General features: G+C 62.4%; 16 protein-coding genes and 1 riboswitch. Of the genes, 9 read left to right on the plus strand and 7 right to left on the minus strand.

The window, feature by feature from the left end; translation table 11 throughout:
* The first annotated feature begins 20 nt into the window (after nt 1-20).
* Nucleotides 21-1,694 carry an NAD-dependent DNA ligase LigB gene (gene ligB, locus HU719_RS09955; RefSeq protein ID WP_186536501.1) on the plus strand — a complete coding sequence of 558 codons (1,674 nt, stop codon included), beginning with the start codon at nt 21-23 and terminating at the stop codon, nt 1,692-1,694.
* Between the two features lie 59 nt (nt 1,695-1,753).
* Nucleotides 1,754-2,149 (plus strand): DUF1090 domain-containing protein, encoded by a 396-nt coding sequence (locus HU719_RS09960; RefSeq protein WP_186520429.1) that lies wholly within the window; start codon nt 1,754-1,756, stop codon nt 2,147-2,149.
* 29 nt (nt 2,150-2,178) lie between these two features.
* On the opposite strand, the gene HU719_RS09965 is transcribed toward HU719_RS09960, so the two are convergent.
* On the minus strand, nt 2,179-2,625 hold the full coding sequence (locus HU719_RS09965) for a c-type cytochrome (protein WP_186536500.1): 447 nt from the start codon (nt 2,623-2,625) through the stop codon (nt 2,179-2,181).
* Nucleotides 2,626-2,745: 120 nt separating this feature from the next.
* On the opposite strand from HU719_RS09965, the gene mltA reads away from it, so the two are divergent.
* Nucleotides 2,746-3,897 carry a murein transglycosylase A gene (gene mltA, locus HU719_RS09970; RefSeq protein ID WP_186536499.1) on the plus strand — a complete coding sequence of 384 codons (1,152 nt, stop codon included), beginning with the start codon at nt 2,746-2,748 and terminating at the stop codon, nt 3,895-3,897.
* A 148-nt stretch (nt 3,898-4,045) separates the two neighbouring features.
* Here the strand turns inward: mltA and HU719_RS09975 are convergent, their stop codons facing one another.
* Both HU719_RS09975 and HU719_RS09980 read right to left on the minus strand, forming a co-directional pair.
* Nucleotides 4,046-4,432, minus strand: coding sequence for an MAPEG family protein (locus tag HU719_RS09975; RefSeq protein ID WP_186520432.1), 387 nt, complete (start codon nt 4,430-4,432; stop codon nt 4,046-4,048).
* A 31-nt stretch (nt 4,433-4,463) separates the two neighbouring features.
* Nucleotides 4,464-5,297 carry an EamA family transporter gene (locus HU719_RS09980; RefSeq protein WP_186520433.1) on the minus strand — a complete coding sequence of 278 codons (834 nt, stop codon included), beginning with the start codon at nt 5,295-5,297 and terminating at the stop codon, nt 4,464-4,466.
* Nucleotides 5,298-5,511: 214 nt separating this feature from the next.
* Between HU719_RS09980 and HU719_RS09985 the strand changes: the two genes are divergently transcribed.
* Complete coding sequence (locus HU719_RS09985) at nt 5,512-6,747, plus strand: cation:proton antiporter (RefSeq protein ID WP_186520434.1); 1,236 nt, start codon at nt 5,512-5,514, stop codon at nt 6,745-6,747.
* A gap of 381 nt (nt 6,748-7,128) precedes the next feature.
* Here the strand turns inward: HU719_RS09985 and HU719_RS09990 are convergent, their stop codons facing one another.
* On the minus strand, nt 7,129-7,530 hold the full coding sequence (locus tag HU719_RS09990; RefSeq protein WP_016489524.1) for an acyl-CoA thioesterase: 402 nt from the start codon (nt 7,528-7,530) through the stop codon (nt 7,129-7,131).
* Nucleotides 7,531-7,709: 179 nt separating this feature from the next.
* A riboswitch (S-adenosyl-L-homocysteine riboswitch) is annotated at nt 7,710-7,805 on the plus strand.
* 21 nt (nt 7,806-7,826) lie between these two features.
* On the opposite strand from HU719_RS09990, the gene ahcY reads away from it, so the two are divergent.
* From ahcY to HU719_RS23600, 5 genes are all read left to right on the plus strand, one after another.
* Entirely contained in the window at nt 7,827-9,236 is a 1,410-nt protein-coding gene (gene ahcY, locus HU719_RS09995) for an adenosylhomocysteinase (protein ID WP_186522815.1), read from the plus strand.
* A 168-nt stretch (nt 9,237-9,404) separates the two neighbouring features.
* Nucleotides 9,405-10,250 (plus strand): methylenetetrahydrofolate reductase [NAD(P)H], encoded by an 846-nt coding sequence (metF, locus tag HU719_RS10000; protein WP_186522817.1) that lies wholly within the window; start codon nt 9,405-9,407, stop codon nt 10,248-10,250.
* A gap of 88 nt (nt 10,251-10,338) precedes the next feature.
* A complete protein-coding gene (locus tag HU719_RS10005; RefSeq protein ID WP_186522819.1) occupies nt 10,339-11,118 on the plus strand; it encodes a substrate-binding periplasmic protein in 780 nt (259 codons plus the stop codon).
* A 225-nt stretch (nt 11,119-11,343) separates the two neighbouring features.
* The gene (gene rhlE2 / locus HU719_RS10010) at nt 11,344-13,260 is read left to right on the plus strand and encodes an RNA helicase RhlE2 (RefSeq protein ID WP_186522829.1); all 1,917 of its coding nucleotides are present in this window, start codon (nt 11,344-11,346) and stop codon (nt 13,258-13,260) included.
* Nucleotides 13,261-13,451: 191 nt separating this feature from the next.
* On the plus strand, nt 13,452-15,038 hold the full coding sequence (locus tag HU719_RS23600) for a M60 family metallopeptidase (protein ID WP_225917208.1): 1,587 nt from the start codon (nt 13,452-13,454) through the stop codon (nt 15,036-15,038).
* Nucleotides 15,039-15,124: 86 nt separating this feature from the next.
* On the opposite strand, the gene HU719_RS10020 is transcribed toward HU719_RS23600, so the two are convergent.
* The 3 genes from HU719_RS10020 to HU719_RS10030 all read right to left on the minus strand — a co-directional run bounded on the left by HU719_RS10020 (nt 15,125) and on the right by HU719_RS10030 (nt 18,716).
* On the minus strand, nt 15,125-15,703 hold the full coding sequence (locus HU719_RS10020; RefSeq protein ID WP_186537315.1) for a YceI family protein: 579 nt from the start codon (nt 15,701-15,703) through the stop codon (nt 15,125-15,127).
* A 34-nt stretch (nt 15,704-15,737) separates the two neighbouring features.
* Nucleotides 15,738-16,289, minus strand: a complete 552-nt coding sequence (locus HU719_RS10025) for a cytochrome b (RefSeq protein WP_186522833.1) — start codon at nt 16,287-16,289, stop codon at nt 15,738-15,740.
* Between the two features lie 615 nt (nt 16,290-16,904).
* Nucleotides 16,905-18,716 carry a flavin monoamine oxidase family protein gene (locus HU719_RS10030; protein ID WP_186522835.1) on the minus strand — a complete coding sequence of 604 codons (1,812 nt, stop codon included), beginning with the start codon at nt 18,714-18,716 and terminating at the stop codon, nt 16,905-16,907.
* Between the last annotated feature and the right edge of the window lie 46 nt (nt 18,717-18,762).

The raw sequence follows: 18,762 nt of genomic DNA on the forward strand, positions 1-18,762 counted from the left end.
TCCTCATCTGCCAAGCAAGGATGCCGGCCATGCCGTTCTGGCTGCTTTTACTGCTGTTGATCACCGCTCAAGCCCAGGCCAGCGGTTGCCCCGACTGGCCCGCGCAACGGGCCACGGACGAGGTCGCACAACTGCGCCAGACCCTGGCCCTGTGGGACGACCACTACCACCGCCAGGGCCAAGCCCTGGTGGCAGACGAACTCTACGACCAAAGCCGCCAGCGCCTGCAACAGCTGCAGCGCTGCTTTGGCTTGCAAGGCAGTGACAACCCGCTGGCCAGCGCCCGCGGGCAGGTACTTCACCCCGTGCCGCACACCGGCGTTGCCAAGCTTGCCGACGACCCCCAGGTGCAAAGCTGGCTTGACGGCAAGCAAGACGTGTGGATTCAGCCCAAGGTGGATGGCGTGGCGGTGTCGCTGGTGTATCGCCAAGGCCAACTGAGGCGCTTGCTCAGCCGTGGCGATGGTGTGCACGGGCATGACTGGAGCCGGCACATACCGCAGCTGGCCAACGTTGCGCGTACCCTGCCCCAGCCGCTCGACACGGTATTTCAGGGCGAACTCTACTGGCGCCTGGGCGACCACGTGCAAGCCCAAGGCGGCGGCCTCAGCGCCCGCGCGACCATTGCCGGGCTGATGGCGCGCAAACAGCTTGCGCCGCAGGAGGGGGCCGGCGTCGGCCTGTTTATCTGGGACTGGCCTGAGGGCCCCGCCAGCCAACAGGAGCGTCAGGCGCGGCTGGAAACCCTGGGTTTTGCCGACAGCCACCATTACAGCCAGCCCATTGCCACAATCGCAGAAGCCGCGCACTGGCGCCAGCACTGGTACAACTCGCCCCTACCCTTCGCCACCGACGGCGTAATCCTGCGCCAGGGCAGCCGCCCACCCGCCCAGCGCTGGCAGGCCAAGGCACCTTACTGGGTGGCAGCGTGGAAATACCCGTTTCGCCAAGCCTTGGCCCATGTCAGCGACGTGCGCTTTCGCATTGGCCGCACCGGGCGCATCACCCCACTGGTAGTGGTGCAGCCGGTGGAACTCGATCAACGGCAGATCCGCCAGATCAGCCTGGGGTCGGTGGCGCGCTGGCAGCAACTGGACGTGCGCCCGGGCGACCAGGTGGCCGTGACCCTGGCCGGGCAGACCATCCCCAGCCTGGGCAGCGTGGTGCATCGCAGCCCGCACCGCACCGAGGTCACGCCGCCCAATGCCGCCGATCATCACCCCCTCAGCTGCTGGCAGGCCGCCGGGCAGTGCCAGGAGCAGTTTCTCGCAAGGCTCGCCTGGCTCAGTGGCAACAAAGGGCTGGCCATGCAAGGCACCGGGCCAGGCACTTGGCGTAGCCTGATCGACAGCGGCCAGGTCAACACGCTGGATGACTGGCTGCGCCTGACGCCAGAAACCCTGGTGCAGGTGCCAGGCATCGCCCAGACCCGCGCCGACCAACTGCACCGCAGCTTCACCCAGGCACGCCAGCAACCATTCGAGCGCTGGCTGCGCGCGCTCGGTGTGCCGGCACCCGCCACCCTGGCACTCGGCCCGGATTGGCCTACGCTGGCCTCCAGAAACATTGAGCAATGGATTACCGAACCCGGCATAGGGCCTACCCGCGCTGGCCAATTACTGGCGTTTTTTAGCCACGAAGAGGTCCAGGCCCTGGCCCTGCGATTGCGCGCCCATGCAATCGAGGGTTTCTAATTTACGCAGATCAGGGCAGCATTTCCTTTTTGCTGACCTGCCCCGAACTGGAGCCCCCGATGAAACTGCTTTCGTCCCTTGCCCTGTCCACCCTGCTGGGCTTTGCGGCCAGCCCGCTAATGGCCGCCGAGCAACCTCCTGCACTGACCGGTTGCGCGGCCAAACGCCAGGCCATCAGCGAGCAGATCGAACAGGCCCGCGCCCACGGCAACGCCAACCAACAGGCTGGCCTGGAAAAGGCCCTGGCAGAAGTGACCGAGCACTGCACCGACAGCGCCCTGCGCAAAGAGCGTGAACAAAAGGTGCTCGATGCCCGCCATGAAGTGAACCAGCGCACCAAGGACCTGGACAAGGCCATGAAAAAAGGCGACCCCGAGCGCATCAACAAGCGCAAGGACAAGCTGGCCGAATCGAAGAAAGAGCTCCAGGAAGCGGTTGATCAGCTCGAGCGCTGATCACAGGCCGCTCCTGCAAACAGCGTTGATCAGTGGTTACGAAACTCGGTATGGCACGCCTTGCAGGCAGCTTCCACGTTATCCATCGGCGTTTTGAGCTGCGCAGGGTCCAGCGGTTTTACCTGCGCGGCCTGAACCAGCTCGCCAGTCACCCCCTCCAATTGGCGGGCAAGGTCCTGGAACCGCGCCTGGCGTTCCCAGACCGCCGCGCGGGCGCTGCTATCACCGCTGTCGGCCACCGCCGGAAAGTGTTGCCAGGGCTGGTGCGACAGGGCGTCGAGCTTCACTGCGCCCTCGGCGAACTTGTCGCCATTGAACGGCAAGCGGCCACGCAGCATGCCACCGAGGTCTTCGCTGGTCTTGAGCATGTCCTTGAAGATCGCCTTGCGTTGGCCCAGCGGCGAGTTGGGGTCAACGCCGTCACAGGCGCTCAGGGCAAGGGCGGCGAGCAGTACTACGGTCAATCGCTTGAACATCACGGTCTCTTCGGCCAGCAAAAAACGGGGCGCCAGTATCGCCGCCCGTTGGCCAAAGACCAATAGCCATACAAAAAACAGGGCTGATTCTTCATGGTCACCCGCCTCAGGACTGCATCTATGACATTCGCATTGCGCCATCTGGCCTGGGCTCTGCCGGCCCTGGCATTGCTGGCCGGCTGCAACGGCGGCGACAACGCCAAGCCCGCGCCCCACGCCATCGCCACCTACACCGATGCCACCTGGCAAGACCTGCCAGCGGTCAGCGACACCGACCTGCTGGCGGGCTTTCAGGCCTGGCGCAACGGTTGCGAAAAACTCAGCCATGACGCGGTATGGGCCGACACCTGCACGGCCGCCGTCGGCGTGCCAGCAGACGCCGCACAGGTGCGCGGTTTCTTGCAGCAAAACCTGCAAGTGCACAGCTTGCGTTCGGCCGAAAACAGCGCCAACGGCCTGATCACCGGCTATTACGAGCCGGTCTACCCGGGCAGCCTGAAACGTACCGAAGGCGCAACGGTCCCGGTGTACGGCGTTCCTGACGACATGATCGTGGTCGACCTTGCCAGCGTGTACCCAGAGCTCAAGGGCAAGCGCCTGCGCGGTCGCCTTGAAGGCCGAGTACTCAAGCCTTACGACACGGCCCAGGTGATCAACCAGAATGGCGTGAAGGCCCCGGTACTGGCCTGGTTGACCGACCCGATGGACCTGCAATTCCTGCAGATCCAGGGCTCGGGCCGGGTACAGCTCGACAGCGGCCGCCAACTGCGCCTGGGTTATGCCGACCAGAACGGCCACCCTTATCGGCCGATCGGCCGCTGGCTGGTCGAGCAAGGCCAGTTGCAGAAAGAAGACGTCACCATGGGCAGCATTCACGCCTGGGCCATGAACAACCCGCAGCGCGTGCCGGAACTGCTGGCCAGTAACCCTAGCTATGTGTTTTTCAGCGCCCGCCCCGACAGCAACGAAGGCCCGCGAGGCTCGCTCAATGTGCCGCTGACCGCAGGTTACAGCGTGGCTATCGACCGCAAGGTGATTCCGCTGGGCAGCCTGCTGTGGCTGTCGACCACCAAGCCTGACGGCAGCCCCGTGGTACGCCCGGTGGGCGCCCAGGACACTGGCGGCGCAATCACCGGTGAAGTGCGCGCCGACCTGTTCTGGGGCACCGGCGCCGAAGCGGGCGAGCTGGCCGGCAACATGAAACAACAAGGGCAGATCTGGATGCTCTGGCCCAAAGGCAAGCCATTGCCCGAGGTGCCGAAGGTGCAGTGATGTTCTGGCGAGGGATACGTTGAGGCCTGGGCAAACCTGCCCGGGCCTCATCGCAGGCTAGCGCCAGCTCCCACAGGGACCGCGCACAGCCACCATTTCGAGGTCTGGCCCAGGTTCCTGTGGGAGCTGGCGACAGCCTGCGATGGCCTCACGCAGATACCACAAACAGCGACACGATCAGCCCCACCCCAACCAGCCACACCACCGAGCGCAGCGCCGCCAGGTCAGCCAGGTAGCAGATGATGTAGAGCAAGCGGCTGGTGATGTACATCACGCTCAGCACATCCTGGGTGACCTGCTCGGCATTGCCGACCACATCGGCCACCAACACCGCGGCGGCGAACGCCGGGAACGCTTCGAAGCAGTTCTGCTGGGCGGCATGCGCCCGGCGCGGCAAGCCCGACAGGGTATCGAGGAAAGCGCGCGGGTCGTGGTTGTCGCGCATGCCGAAACGCCCGCTGCTAGCCTTGGCGATCAAGGCACACAGCAGCGGCAGGCACAGGGCAATCAGGATGCACCACAGGGCAACGGTCATGGACAGGGTTCCTTGTTCACAATGGATCGGTTCAGAGCTTCATCACCAGCATACCCGCCAGCACCAGCCCGCAAGCTAGGAGTCTCGGCCCGGCAAAAGGTTCTTTGAGGTAGCGCATGCCCAACAGCACCACCAGCACCACGCTCAGTTCACGCAGGGCCGCAGCCTCGGCCACCGAGCCCAGGTGCATGGCCCACAGCACCAAGGCATAGCTGAACAGCACGCAAAACCCGACCGCCAGGCCCAACTTCCATTGCGTGCGCCAGAACACTACGAACGGCGCGCGCCGCGCCAGGGTTGCCAGCAACGGGAACGGCCAGGCGCTGAGCAGCGTCAGCCACACCAGATAATCCCAGGGCTGGCCCCAGCGCTGCACCGCCTGCCCGTCAAACCAGGTGTAGCAGCCGATGCACAGCCCGATCAGCGCCACTACCGGCAACATTGACCAGGGTAGCCGATCCCCGCCGCCGCCCCGCCACAACAGGCACGCCAACCCGCACGGGATCAACAGGATGCCGATGATCTGCTGCGCGCTCAGCGCTTCGCCGGCAAATACCAGGGTCAGCGCCAGCACCACCAACGGCGATAGCCCGCGCATCAGCGGGTAGACCAGCCCCAGATCGCCTGCCCGGTACGCCTGAATCAGCAAAAAGCGATACACCTGCTCGGCAAAGGCCGACGCCAGCAGCCACGGCCAGATGTCAGCCGGCGGCGTATCAGTGAATGCCACCGCGGCCACGGCAAAGCACAGCGCGACCAGGTCCATGCTGGCGATGACCAACAAGCGCTCCCCGCTGAATTTGATCAGGGTGTTCCAAGTGGCGTGCAGCACGGCGGCGAGCAGAACGAGGGAAGTAGCCAGCACGGGGTGGGGGCCTTTTTTGTAGTTATGTGGGGGCACTATATCGCGCAGAAAGCGGTGCGGGCTTATCGCGAAGCAAGCCCGTTGCCATGGGCGATTCAGGAACCAAACTAACAAATCTGGTCACAAGGTGTGTCCCGAACCGCCCGCCAGGTCATCAAAGAACTGCCCGAGCCATTCGGGTAACGACTTGGAAGCCATTTTCACAGGAATCGGGATGCTCGAATTAGTTGCTGCGTTTATCTGCCTTACCACCCTTCTGACCTACGTCAATTACCGCTTCATCGGCCTGCCCCCTGCGATCGGGGTGATGGTCACAGCGCTGCTGTTCTCGCTGATTCTGCAGGGGCTGAGCCTGATCGGCTTCCCCGGGCTCGAGGAACGCGTCGAAGGGTTGATGAACCAGATCGACTTCAACGACCTGCTGATGCACTGGATGCTGTCGTTCCTGCTGTTCGCCGGCGCCCTGCACGTCAACCTCACCGACTTGCGCAGCTACCGCTGGCCGATTGGCCTGCTGGCAACCTTGGGCGTACTGATCGCTACCGTGGTGATCGGCTACCTGTCGCACTGGGTGTTCGCGATGTTCGGCTGGAACGTGCCGATGATCTACTGCCTGTTGTTCGGCGCGCTGATCTCGCCCACCGACCCGATTGCCGTGCTCGGTGCCCTGCGTACTGCCAATGCGCCCAAACCGCTGAAAACCACGATTGTCGGCGAGTCACTGTTCAACGATGGCACAGCAGTTGTGGTGTTCACCGTGCTGCTGGGCATCATCCAGCTGGGTGAAACCCCAAGCGTTGCCGACACGGCTATCTTGTTCGCCCGTGAAGCCATTGGCGGCGTGGTGTTCGGCGGCGTGATGGGCTACGCCATCTATCGCATGATCAAGAGCGTCGAGCAGTATCAGGTTGAGGTGATGCTGACCCTGGCGCTGGTGATCGGCGGCTCGGCAATGTGCTACGAACTGCACGTCTCGGCACCGATCGCGATGGTGGTGGCAGGCCTGATCATCGGCAACCTGGGCCGAAACCTGGCGATGAACGACATGACTCGCCGCTACATGGATGGTTTCTGGGAACTGATCGACGACATGCTCAATGCGCTGCTGTTCGCGCTGATTGGCCTTGAGCTGTTGCTACTGCCGTTCAACTGGATGCACCTGGCGGCCGGTAGCGTGCTGGCGCTGGCGGTGCTGCTGTCGCGCCTGCTGACCGTCGCCCCGGCCATCGTGCTGCTGCGCCGCTGGCGCCCGGTGCCGCAAGGCACCATCCGGGTACTGACCTGGGGTGGCCTGCGTGGCGGCGTGTCGGTGGCCTTGGCACTGTCGCTGCCGATGGGCGAAGAGCGTGACCTGTTGCTGTCGATCACCTATATCGTGGTGCTGTCATCGATCCTGGTGCAGGGCCTGAGCATTGGCAAAGTGGTGCGCCGGGTGAGCGCACAGGCTTGAGAATGAAGGGGCCGCGCTGCGGCCCATCGCAGGCTATCGCCAGCTCCTACAGGAATCTGGGCCAGCCCTCGCTATTGTGACTGTGCGCGGTCTCTGTGGGAGATTCTATGGTTTTGTACAAACCTGTTTCCGCCAGACATATCTCCTTGTGGCGAACTCCTTTGTGGCGAGCGGGCTTGTCCCGCGTTGGGCTGCGCAGCAGCCCCTGGGGTTTTCAGGGCTGCTGCGCAGCCCAACGCGGGACAAGCCCGCTCGCCACGACTCTCTATCATTTCCTGCAGGATTGGGTCCAACCAGCAATGTTGCGGTTGAGCACGGCCTGCGTGAGCTGGCGATAGCCTGCGATGGGCTGCGATGGGCTGCAAAGCAGCCCCCCCTTCATCACTCCACCGCGCTGTCCGGGAACTGGTCCTGCACGTATTTGATCTCGGTGCGCCCGTGGGCTGCCGGCAGGCCGTCGTCGCCCAGGTTGACGAACACCATCTTGTCGACGGTCAGGATGCTCTTGCGGGTGATCTTGTTGCGCACTTCGCACTTCAGGGTGATCGAGGTGCGGCCAAACTCGGTGGCGGTGATACCCAGCTCGATGATGTCGCCCTGGCGCGAGGCGCTGACGAAGTTGATTTCGGAAATGTACTTGGTCACCACACGCTGGTTGCCCAGCTGGACGATGGCGTAGATCGCCGCTTCTTCGTCGATCCAGCGCAGCAGGCTGCCACCGAACAAGGTGCCGTTGGGGTTGAGGTCTTCGGGCTTTACCCATTTGCGGGTGTGAAAGTTCATTGGTACTCCTGACCTGCGGTTTGACGTGCAGCCATGATGGCAGACCGGCGGGTCACTGATCCATTGAGGATCGACTATCGTCTCGATAAATCGACAGAAAGCCTTTGGTCTGTCACACAGCCGCGGCTATAATCCTTGCCGTTTCACAGGGTCGCCCACTGCGGTGCCCCTCCCGCCACCCGTCCGAGGGGCGCTGCAGCAGGTTCGTCCTGTCAGGCTCGGTCGGGGCGTTGTCCGCCACGCGGACGCTCAACGCACAACGGCGCCCATTCGCACATTACGAATGGAGGCTCTTCATGAGCGCTGTAAACACGCCTGTTGGTTTTACCGATTACAAAGTCGCTGACATCTCCCTGGCCGCCTGGGGTCGTCGCGAAACCATCATCGCCGAATCGGAAATGCCTGCCCTGATGGGTCTGCGCCGCAAGTACCTCACTGAGCAACCGCTCAAGGGCGCGAAGATCCTCGGCTGCATCCACATGACCATCCAGACCGCCGTGCTGATCGAAACTCTGGTAGCCCTGGGCGCCGAAGTTCGCTGGTCGTCGTGCAACATCTTCTCCACCCAGGACCAGGCCGCCGCCTCCATCGCTGCCGCCGGTATTCCTGTGTTCGCCTGGAAAGGCGAAACCGAAGAAGAGTACGAGTGGTGCCTGGAGCAGACCATCCTCAAGGATGGCCAGCCATGGGACGCCAACATGATCCTCGACGACGGCGGCGACCTGACCGAACTGCTGCACAAGAAATACCCTGCCGTTCTGGAGCGCGTCCACGGCGTCACCGAAGAAACCACCACCGGTGTCCACCGCCTGCTCGACATGCTGGCCAAAGGCGAGCTGAAAGTCCCGGCGATCAACGTCAACGACTCAGTCACCAAGAGCAAGAACGACAACAAGTACGGCTGCCGTCACAGCCTGAACGACGCCATCAAGCGCGGTACTGACCACCTGCTGTCGGGCAAACAAGCCCTGGTGATCGGCTACGGTGACGTGGGCAAGGGCTCGGCCCAGTCGCTGCGTCAGGAAGGCATGATCGTCAAGGTCACCGAAGTTGACCCAATCTGCGCCATGCAGGCCTGCATGGACGGCTTCGAGCTGGTCTCGCCGTTCATCGACGGTATCAACGACGGCACCGAAGCCAGCATCGACAAGGCCCTGCTGGGCAAGATCGACCTGATCGTCACCACCACCGGTAACGTCAACGTCTGCGACGCCAACATGCTCAAGGCCCTGAAGAAGCGCGCCGTGGTGTGCAACATCGGCCACTTCGACAACGAAATCGACACCGCCTTCATGCGCAAGAACTGGGCATGGGAAGAGGTCAAGCCGCAGGTACACAAGATCCACCGTACCGGCCCTGGCGCTTTCGACGCACAGAACGACGACTACCTGATCCTGCTGGCCGAAGGCCGCCTGGTGAACCTGGGCAACGCCACTGGCCACCCAAGCCGCATCATGGACGGTTCGTTCGCCAACCAGGTACTGGCGCAGATCTTCCTGTTCGAGCAGAAGTACGCCGACCTGTCGGCCGAGAAGAAAGCCGAGCGTCTGACCGTTGAAGTGCTGCCCAAGAAGCTCGACGAAGAAGTGGCCCTGGAGATGGTCCGCGGCTTCGGCGGCGTGGTCACCAAACTGACCCAGCAGCAAGCCGACTACATCGGCGTGACCGTCGAAGGCCCGTTCAAGCCGCACGCCTACCGCTACTGATCAGCGGCAAGCTTTGAGCTGCTAGCTGCAAGTAACGGCAGTCTGCGTACTCGCCGCTTGCAGCTTGGGCAGCCACGATCTTGAACGATGCCAAGCCAGATCGGCCTTCACCGATCTGGCTTTTACTTGCAGCTTGTAGCTAGCCACTTGCTGCTCGAGGAAAGAGTGATGTCACAAGAACGCCGCTACAGTTTCGAATTCTTCCCGACCAAGACCGACGCCGGCCACGAGAAACTGATGGGCGTTGCCCGCCAGCTGGCCAGCTACAATCCGGATTTCTTCTCCTGCACCTACGGTGCCGGGGGCTCGACCCGCGACCGCACCCTGAACACCGTGCTGCAGCTTGAGCACGAAGTGAAGGTGCCGGCCGCACCGCACCTGTCCTGCGTCGGCGACAGCAAGGATGACCTGCGCAGCCTGCTGGCCGAATACCAGGCCGCCGGCATCAAGCGCATCGTCGCCCTGCGCGGTGACCTGCCGTCGGGCATGGGCATGGCCAGCGGTGAGCTGCGCTACGCCAGCGACCTGGTCGAGTTCATCCGCCAGGAGACCGGCGACCACTTCCACCTGGAAGTCGCCGCCTACCCGGAGATGCACCCGCAGGCGCGCAACTTCGAGGACGACCTGGCCAACTTTGTGCACAAGGTCAAGGCCGGTGCCGACAGCGCCATCACCCAGTACTTCTTCAACGCCGACAGCTACTTCTACTTCGTCGAGCGTGCGCAGAAGCTGGGCGTCGACATCCCCGTGGTGCCAGGCATCATGCCGATCACCAACTACAGCAAGCTGGCCCGCTTCTCCGATGCCTGCGGCGCCGAGATTCCACGCTGGATCCGCAAGCAGCTCGAAGCCTACGGCGACGACACCGCCAGCATCCAGGCCTTCGGTGAAGAAGTCATCAGCCACATGTGCGAACAACTGCTGCAAGGCGGCGCACCGGGGCTGCACTTCTACACCCTGAACCAGGCCGAGCCGAGCCTGGCGATCTGGAACAACCTGAAGCTGCCACGCTGAAGGTGGCGGGCAAGGCCTTGGCAGCGTTCAAGGCCTGGCCCGTGGCAGTTCACTGGTGATTGCTGCCCGCCCAGCGTACTCTCGCCCCATGCGCACGTTCCTGCTCCCTCTTCTGCTGCTGCTTGCCAGCCTGAGCCCCTTGGCCCAGGCCGAACGCCTGCGCATCGTCAGTGACGAATGGGCGCCGTATTTCTACCAGGAAGACGGCGAGTTCAAGGGCGTCGACTACGACGTTGTCAGCGAAGTGTTCACTCGGCTGGGTGTTCAGGTGGACTGGGAACTGATGCCCTGGAAGCGCTGCCTGGCGATGGTGCATGACGGCCAGGTGGACGGCGTGCTGGATATTTTCAAGATGCCGGGCCGCGATGGTTACCTGATCTACCCCAACGAGCCGCTCTCGCAGGTCGAGTTCGTGCTGTACCAGGCCAGCGCCCGCCCGCACCGCATCGAGCATATCGACGACCTGGCGGGGCTTACGGTTGGCACATCACCGGGCTACACCTACGGTGGCGCGTTCAGCGACTCACCGCTGTTTCGCCGCGAACCTGCGCCTACGCAGCAGGCCAATTTCGGCAAACTGGCGCTCGGGCGCATCGATTTACTGCTGACAGACCGCCGCGTGGGGCGTTTTTTGCGTCGGCAAATGGCGCTTGAACAACGCGTCGAAGAATTGCCACTGGTGATCAATCAGCAGCCGCAATTCCTCGCGCTGGCCCGAAAACCGGGGCGCGAGGCCTTGGCGACGGCGTTTTCCGAGGAGTTGCAGCGGTTTCGCCGGGAGCCGGCCTATGCCGCCATCCAGACCCGTTACGACCCTGGCCCGCATTTTCCTGTCACCGTTGAGCAGCAGGAAAGCAGCACACACTGATTGCTCTGTTATACTCGGGCCTTCCCGCCCGGCTCACGCCCGGACGCTCGGCTTCAACCCCGGCATCTCGACCCGCAGCAGCGCACCCCCCCGGTGCCCACTTGCCGCTTCCCGGATGCAGGGTGAACGCCCAGCTGGACCGGACGCGATCGCATCCCTCCGATGCCTTTCGCGCCAGGCAGAACACCCCCATAGGGCCCAGCCCTCACGAGAACAGGATCGCCCATGTCCTTTGCTTCCCTCGGTCTCTCCGAGGCACTTGTCCGCGCTATCGAGGCAGCGGGCTATACCCAGCCCACTCCCGTGCAACAGCGGGCTATTCCCGCCGTGTTGCAAGGCAGCGATCTGATGGTCGCCGCGCAGACAGGTACCGGTAAAACCGGTGGCTTCGCGCTACCGATCCTTGAGCGCCTGTTCCCGGGTGGCCACCCCGACAAGTCGCAGCGCCACGGCCCGCGCCAACCGCGCGTGCTGGTGCTGACGCCAACCCGCGAACTGGCCGCCCAGGTGCATGACAGCTTCAAAGTCTACGCCCGCGAGCTGAACTTCATCAGCGCCTGCATCTTCGGCGGTGTCGGCATGAACCCGCAGGTGCAGGCCATGGCCAAGGGTGTCGACGTGCTCGTCGCCTGCCCAGGCCGCCTGCTCGACCTCGCCGGCCAAGGCAGCGTCGACCTGTCGCGGGTCGAAATCCTGGTACTGGACGAAGCCGACCGCATGCTCGACATGGGCTTCATCCATGACGTGAAGAAGGTCCTGGCACGCCTGCCGAGCAAGCGCCAGAACCTGCTGTTCTCGGCGACCTTCTCCAAGGACATCACCGACCTTGCCGACAAGTTGCTGCACAACCCCGAGCGCATCGAGGTCACGCCGCCCAACACCACGGTCGAGCGTATCGAGCAACGCGCATTCCGCCTGCCTGCCAGCCACAAGCGTTCGCTGCTGGCGCACCTGATCACCGTCGGTGCCTGGGAACAAGTGCTGGTGTTCACCCGCACCAAGCACGGCGCCAACCGCCTGGCCGAATACCTCGAAAAGCACGGCCTGACCGCCGCCGCGATTCACGGCAACAAGAGCCAGAACGCGCGTACCAAGGCACTGGCCGACTTCAAGGCCAACGCTGTTCGCGTGCTGGTAGCCACCGATATCGCCGCCCGCGGCCTGGATATCGACCAACTGCCCCACGTGGTCAACTTCGAGCTGCCTAACGTCGAAGAAGACTACGTACACCGTATTGGCCGTACTGGCCGTGCGGGCCGTTCGGGCGAGGCGATTTCGCTGGTCGCCCCGGACGAAGAAAAACTGCTCAAGAGCATCGAGCGCGTCACCCGCCAGAAGATCCCGGACGGCGACCTGATGGGCTTCGATGCTTCGCAAGTCGAAGTTGAAAAACCCGAAGTGCGCGAACGCCCGCAAAACAACGGTCGCGGTGGTCGCAACCAGCAGCCACGCAGCGAAGGCAGCAAAGACGGCAGCGGCGGGCGCAAGGACAAGGGCAAGGACAAAGGCCGTAACAAGCCAGCCTCAGCCGAAAAGCCTGCAGAAAAGTCTGCTGACAAGCCACAGGGCCAGCAACGCAAGCCGCGGGACCAGAAGCCACGTCAGCAACAAGGCGCATCGGCCCAGAAGGCAGCTCCGGCAGCTTCCGGCAACCGTGACCCGGAAGTGTTCCTGGACGATGATGTGGATAACTTCGGTAACCGCGCCGACTACGTAAGCCCCTATCAGAACGCCAAGAACCAAGGCCGCAACCGTCGCCCCGGTGGCGGAGGTACGACCGGCCAGGGCCAGCCAGCCCCACGTAGCGGTGGCGGCGGTCAGGGTCAGGGTCAAGGCCGCAGCAATGGGCAGGGCCAAGGCCAGCCTCGCCAAGGCCAGAACCAGGGCAGCGGCGAAAAACGTCCGCGCAGTGGTGGCAGCAATGGCGGTGGCACCCGTCGCGACAATAATGGCGGCCGTAACCGTCGTGATGACGCCCAGCGTCAAGAGCCAGCCGTGCGTAACCCGCGCGACTCGCAACCGGCACCGGTGATCATCCGCAAAGAGTCCAAGCTCGACCGTTTCCCGACGCCTGAGCAACTCGAAGACCTGCCAAGCCGCCCACGCGGCGAGCGCCCGGCGCTGCTTACCCGCAAGGGTTGAGTGCCTGATCGGCGCCGAAGTGCCTCCCAGAGGGGATACTTCAGCTGATGTACCAAGAACGCTGCCCGTCAGGGCGGCGTTTTTTTTGGCCGAACATTGCCCTCCCCTACTGATGACCTGGCAATTCTGTCAGCTGTTCGACATGCCCGTTAAGTGGAATCATCCATAAACCTTCAAACGGGGTGTTCACTATGCTCAGCCAATCGCACGCATCCGTCCCGGTCAATAACCTATGCTTATCGGGTGATTCCAATTTTGGTTCCCACTGTACCGAACTTATCGAAGACGATGCTCCCGCCGCGCTTTACGATGTTCAACCGGTCATCCTCAACCTGTCCCTCGCAATAACTCAATCTGTGGAAGTCAGGGGTTCGACCTCCGCACAGGGAGGCTATGCAGAAGCCTACTCACAAGGCGTATGGAAGCCTTTTGCAAACGTCAACTCAGCTGGGCATTTCGAAAACCTGGACCTGCCACGTAGCTATCTGGATGGGCAACGCATTCGCGTGCGTATCCGCAACGTTCAAATATCCCTGACGGTAGTGGCAGACAATTTTTTCCCACATTCACGCTCGCTATCCATCCCCCACACTCGCGGCGCGAAGGCAGACGCTGATTACTATCAATGGCGCCTGCAATGGGCCGATTACCAACCGACCGGCTACAGCTTGCCTGCACAGACCGGGGCGTCGGTATGGCTGCTTGGCGATGACGAGGATGTCACGCTCTATATTGGCACCCAAGGGATGGCGCAAAAGCTGGATCGTTCCAGACAGACAGCCAATATGCGCCGCTTTGTATTGAAGCGTGGTGAAAATATTCTGCCCGCTGACGAAACCGGTGGCGTCATCCATATCAGAAATGTCGGGCATGGTAGTTGCCAGCTGATATTAGATGAACGTTTCCAACCCATCCCCTATTACATAAAGGGCCATACAACCATGCAGGAGTGGCATCGAATGTTTGAGCTGACGATGAGTATCGACCCACGTTCGGAACTACAACTGGTGGGTGACCGCGTCGTGATATGTGCTTATTTGGATACTTACAGACACCACAGACAAGGCAGCGCCGAAGAGCTCGTCCACTCCCACGAAGAGACCTTGAGAATTGAAGCGTTGGCTGCAGGCCTCGACGGCTCCTCCGAGCAACATACCCGAAGCAATATGTGGATCTATGCCGTGGAGTCGCGCTCGACGTTTTCCCCACATGCCACCACGGGTTATATCGGTTTGCCGCATGGCAATAGTAGCTACATGGCAGCGCTGGTCGGTGGTAGGGCACACCATCAATGGGTGACCCTGCATGAATACGGCCACCATTTCCAGACGCGGACCAACGGAGATAATGCGCTGTTCAGGGAAAATACGGTCAACATCTATGCCCTCGCCGTTATGCGACATTACGACAACGAGTACACACCTGTATTCCCCAACCGATGGGAAGCTTTGTCTGCCTGGTTACAGCGGCCAATGGGAACTAACAACTATCAGGAATCGCCCGACACCCAAGCCATATTCGAACAGTTGCGTATAGGCCTGGGCAACCACACGCTTACCGCTTGGGACCGTTACACGCGCGAATATACCAGCGCGCCGTACGACTTGGCCGCTGCGCTGCTGTCGTTGTGCCAAGCAGCACAGAGGGACTTGGCGGACTTCTATATCGCCTGGGGGCTCATCAAGGAAGCCGATGCTACCTGGGTGGCAATCAAGGCTTTGAACCTTGCGCCCGCACCGCAGAACCTGACAAGCATCAGGCCTTACGTCGCCCATTAAGTTTGCAACGCATGTGAAAACCCAACCGCTGTGCCAAACGAAAACGCCGCCCATTGGGCGGCGTTCTTGTTACGGGTGCAGCAACATTACTTCTGTTTCACGCCTTCAACACTGATGTCCAGGTCGAGGGTCTGCGAAGTCGGGCCTGGGCCTTTGATGCCGAAGTCGTTCAGGTTAAGCGTGGTCTTGGCGTTGAAGCCGGCGCGCTCGCCGCCCCATGGGTCTTTGCCCTCACCGTTGAACACTGCCTTGAAGGTGACCGGCTTGGTCACGCCGTGCAGGGTCAGGTCGCCGGTCACGTCAGCGGTCTTGTCACCGGTGGACTTGACGGCGGTGGAGACGAACTTGGCTTCTGGGTACTTCTTCACATCCAGGAAGTCGGCGCTGGCGATGTGCTTGTCACGCTCGGCGTGGTTGGACCACAGGCTGGCGGTTTTCAGGTCGACGCTGATCTTGCTGGCTTCAGGCTTGGCGCTGTCCCAGGTGAAGTTGCCGTCGAAGTCCTTGAAGGTACCGTGGATGAAGCTGTAGCCCAGGTGGCTGATCTTCCAGTCAACGAACGCGTGCTGGCCTTCCTTGTCGATCTTGTATTCGGCAGCCATGGCCTGGCCGGCCGAGAGCAGAGCGGTACCGAGCGCCAGAGCGGCAAAAGTCTTTTTCAACATCGTTAATTCCTTCCTTTGCAATTGAGGTTGAGAGTCAAGCTTTGCGGCCCAGCATGCGAGTGAGGGTCGCGTCACGGTCGATGAAATGATGCTTGAGTGCCGCAAGGCCATGGAGCACGGCAAAAATCACCAGGCCCCAGGCCAGCCACAGGTGCACAACCCCGGCAACATCGGCCTGGTCAGGCAGGTCGCTGATCAGCGCCGGCACTTCGAACAAGCCAAACACCGGGATGCCCACGCCGTCGGCGGTGGAAATCAGGTAGCCCGCCGCCATGACTGCGAACAACCCTGCATACAATGCCAGATGCCCAAGTTTTGCGGCGATGCGGGTCAGCGGGCCGTGGTTGGCCGGTGCCGGAGGCGGCGGGCTGACGAAGCGCCAGAGCACGCGCAACAGCATGACGGCCAGCAACACCAGGCCGATGCTCTTGTGCAGGTCTGGCCCGGTTTTGCGCCATGGGCTGTAGTAATCCAGGCCCACCATCCACAGGCCCAGGCCGAACAGGCCGAAAACCGCCAGCGCGACGCCCCAATGCAGGGCCATGCTGACCACGCCGTAGCGTGAAGGTGAGTTGCGCAGTTGCATGATGGCGTATTTCCCCGTGAAAGCTGCGCACAGACTAGCGCGTAACGTATCGAATAAAAGCGGAAAAAATTGCTTTGGATTATCAAGGAATCCGATGTGTAGGGTGAGGGTAGCCTATTAAGGAAACGTTAACGATAGACGTTTGCGCGGGAGGGTGTGGGATTGTCTGGGGCTGGGAAAGTGTCAGGGCTGACAGGTGTTCGCCGAAAGGGGTTTGGCGCCCGTGCAATCGAGCGCCGCCCGAACTGGCCTCATCGCAGGCTGGCGCCAGCTCCCACAGGAATCGAGCCAGACGAATATCGCAGCTGATGCGGTCCAGGTGGGAGATTCTATGGTTTCAGGCAAATCGCTTTTGATTGTGTAGGAGCGGCCTTGTGTCGCGAAAGGGCTGCGAAGCGGCCCCAGGATTTGTGCCTTATGCAGAATCGTCGGGGCTGCTACGCAGCCCTTTCGCGACACGAGGCCGCTCCTACAGACATTGCGCACCACCCCCACACCAGGCCTGGCCCAGATTCCTGTGGGAGCTGGCGCTAGCCTGCGATGCGCCGCACGGGCGGCGCTCGATCTTGCAGGCGCTGAAGAGCTACCGGCGAACGCCTGGTAGCCCTGGCGCGATCAGTTCGCCTTGGCCACAGGCTTCTTCACCGGCGCCGGCTTTTTAACCGGCGCAGGTTTCTTGACCTGTTTGACCTGCTTTGCCACAGGCTTCTTGGCAACCGGCTTGACCGGCGCCGCCTTCACAGGCGCAACCTTGGCCGGTTCTGGCTGTACCACTGGCGCAGGAGCCGGAACGGGTGCCGGAGCTGGAGCTGGAGCCACAACCGGAGCCGGCGCAGCCTTCACCTCAGCCTTGTCACCCCAACCAAACAACCGCGCAAAGAACCCTGGCTTGTCCTGCTTGGCCGCTTTGTCTTCAACAGCCTCAGCCTTGGCCGGTGCCTTGCTCGACGACCCACCAAACAAGTTGGAGAAGAACCCACCCTTGTCCTTGGCTGCCACCGCACCCGCAGCCGCAGCAGCAACCGGCGCGGCCTTGACCGGGTCGAACGACTTGCCAGCCGCCAGGTCCTGCACCTGGCTCGCCGCACGCTGGCCGCTGCGCAGGGCGCCTTCCAGGGTGCCGGGGTACAGTGCATCGGTGTGTTCGCCCGCGAAGGCGATGCGTTGCACCGGGCGCTCCCACAGGCGCCAGAACTTGCTGATCTGGCCAGGGCCGTAGGCCAGGTACGCACCGCCCATGCCAGCATCGGTGCTGTAACGGCGCACTTCATAACCGGTAAAGGCACCCCGCGCCTGCGGGTAGAAGGCGTGCAGGCGGATCAGCACCTGGTCGACCATCTGCTTGTCGCCAAATGCCTGCAGCAGGCGAGCGTTGTCGCCAGACAGGTTGATCACCACATTGGCGCCACCCTTGAGTGCAGGTTCGATCCACAGCATGCCAAGGCCGGTGTTGGAGTAGATCTCGCCCGACATCCGCGCACGGCTTTCCCACACCGGGTTCTTGAACTTCAGCATCAGCTGGTCGCGCCAGCCGTAGTTGGTGCCTTTGATGGCCGCCAGGTGCTGGTTGTCCAGGCTCGGGGTGATCTGGATTTTCGCCAGCGCACGCAGCGGCACGGCCATTACCAGGTAGTCAGCCTGGTAGCCGACGCCACCGACCTTGACCGTGACGCCGTCCTTGTCCTGGACGATGGCGGTCACCGGCGAGCTGGTCTTGATGGTGCGCAGTTGCTTGACGAATGCCTGGGCCAGCACCGGGCTGCCGCCTGGCAGACGCGCGGCGCGCTGGTCGCGGTCGCTGACGTTGCGGTACACGCGGCTTTGCTGGGCGAAGTACAGCAGCGACAGGCGCGACGGCTCGTCGTAACGGGTGCGGATCTGCTGGTTGACCAACTGCCGCGCAGTGGCCGGCAGTTGCAACTTGTCCAGCCAGCTGGAAACGTTGATCTGGTCCAGGGCAAACAGTGTGCTGTTAGGTGCAGGGTTCAGCGGGTCCTCGATGGAGCGGGCGAGGTCGTCGAGGGTCTTCTCGTAACGCTTGAGGGCCTCGGCGGTCGCCGGCTGCTTGCTGGCAAGGTCCGTGGCGCTGAAATACTCGCCATCGATCAGGTAGCCTGGGGTGCGCACGAATTCAGGGGCTGGCAAGGTGCCCAGCTTGAAGCGCTCCAGGTACTGGTTGAGCACCGGCTGCGTCTTGGCGTTGCCGATCCATTCGCTGGTCGCCAGGCCCGAACGCCCGCCGATGCCAGGCTTGGCTTCCAGCAGGGTCACCTGCCAACCCTTGGCCTGCAGTTCATAGGCCGCGGTCAGGCCCGCCAGGCCGCCGCCGACGACAATCGCCGTCGGGGTCTTGTCCTTTGCCAGCGCGGTTGCGCTGCAAACACCAATCAATACCAGCGCGCACAGGCGCACCCAAGCAGCAGCCATGTCGGCAAACTCCGGATCAGAAACGACAGATTGAGAAGGGGAAGAA

This window comes from Pseudomonas farsensis (assembly GCF_014268805.2).
Classification (GTDB): domain Bacteria; phylum Pseudomonadota; class Gammaproteobacteria; order Pseudomonadales; family Pseudomonadaceae; genus Aquipseudomonas; species Aquipseudomonas farsensis.

What these genes read in the sequence shown, in the direction of transcription:
- ligB (WP_186536501.1), top strand. Translation starts at nt 21, where the DNA reads ATGCCGGCCATGCCGTTCTGGCTGCTTTTACTGCTGTTGATCACCGCT.
- HU719_RS09960 (WP_186520429.1), top strand. Translation starts at nt 1,754, where the DNA reads ATGAAACTGCTTTCGTCCCTTGCCCTGTCCACCCTGCTGGGCTTTGCG.
- HU719_RS09965 (WP_186536500.1), bottom strand. Translation starts at nt 2,625, where the DNA reads ATGTTCAAGCGATTGACCGTAGTACTGCTCGCCGCCCTTGCCCTGAGC.
- mltA (WP_186536499.1), top strand. Translation starts at nt 2,746, where the DNA reads ATGACATTCGCATTGCGCCATCTGGCCTGGGCTCTGCCGGCCCTGGCA.
- HU719_RS09975 (WP_186520432.1), bottom strand. Translation starts at nt 4,432, where the DNA reads ATGACCGTTGCCCTGTGGTGCATCCTGATTGCCCTGTGCCTGCCGCTG.
- HU719_RS09985 (WP_186520434.1), top strand. Translation starts at nt 5,512, where the DNA reads ATGCTCGAATTAGTTGCTGCGTTTATCTGCCTTACCACCCTTCTGACC.
- HU719_RS09990 (WP_016489524.1), bottom strand. Translation starts at nt 7,530, where the DNA reads ATGAACTTTCACACCCGCAAATGGGTAAAGCCCGAAGACCTCAACCCC.
- ahcY (WP_186522815.1), top strand. Translation starts at nt 7,827, where the DNA reads ATGAGCGCTGTAAACACGCCTGTTGGTTTTACCGATTACAAAGTCGCT.
- metF (WP_186522817.1), top strand. Translation starts at nt 9,405, where the DNA reads ATGTCACAAGAACGCCGCTACAGTTTCGAATTCTTCCCGACCAAGACC.
- HU719_RS10005 (WP_186522819.1), top strand. Translation starts at nt 10,339, where the DNA reads ATGCGCACGTTCCTGCTCCCTCTTCTGCTGCTGCTTGCCAGCCTGAGC.
- rhlE2 (WP_186522829.1), top strand. Translation starts at nt 11,344, where the DNA reads ATGTCCTTTGCTTCCCTCGGTCTCTCCGAGGCACTTGTCCGCGCTATC.
- HU719_RS23600 (WP_225917208.1), top strand. Translation starts at nt 13,452, where the DNA reads ATGCTCAGCCAATCGCACGCATCCGTCCCGGTCAATAACCTATGCTTA.
- HU719_RS10020 (WP_186537315.1), bottom strand. Translation starts at nt 15,703, where the DNA reads ATGTTGAAAAAGACTTTTGCCGCTCTGGCGCTCGGTACCGCTCTGCTC.
- HU719_RS10025 (WP_186522833.1), bottom strand. Translation starts at nt 16,289, where the DNA reads ATGCAACTGCGCAACTCACCTTCACGCTACGGCGTGGTCAGCATGGCC.
- HU719_RS10030 (WP_186522835.1), bottom strand. Translation starts at nt 18,716, where the DNA reads ATGGCTGCTGCTTGGGTGCGCCTGTGCGCGCTGGTATTGATTGGTGTT.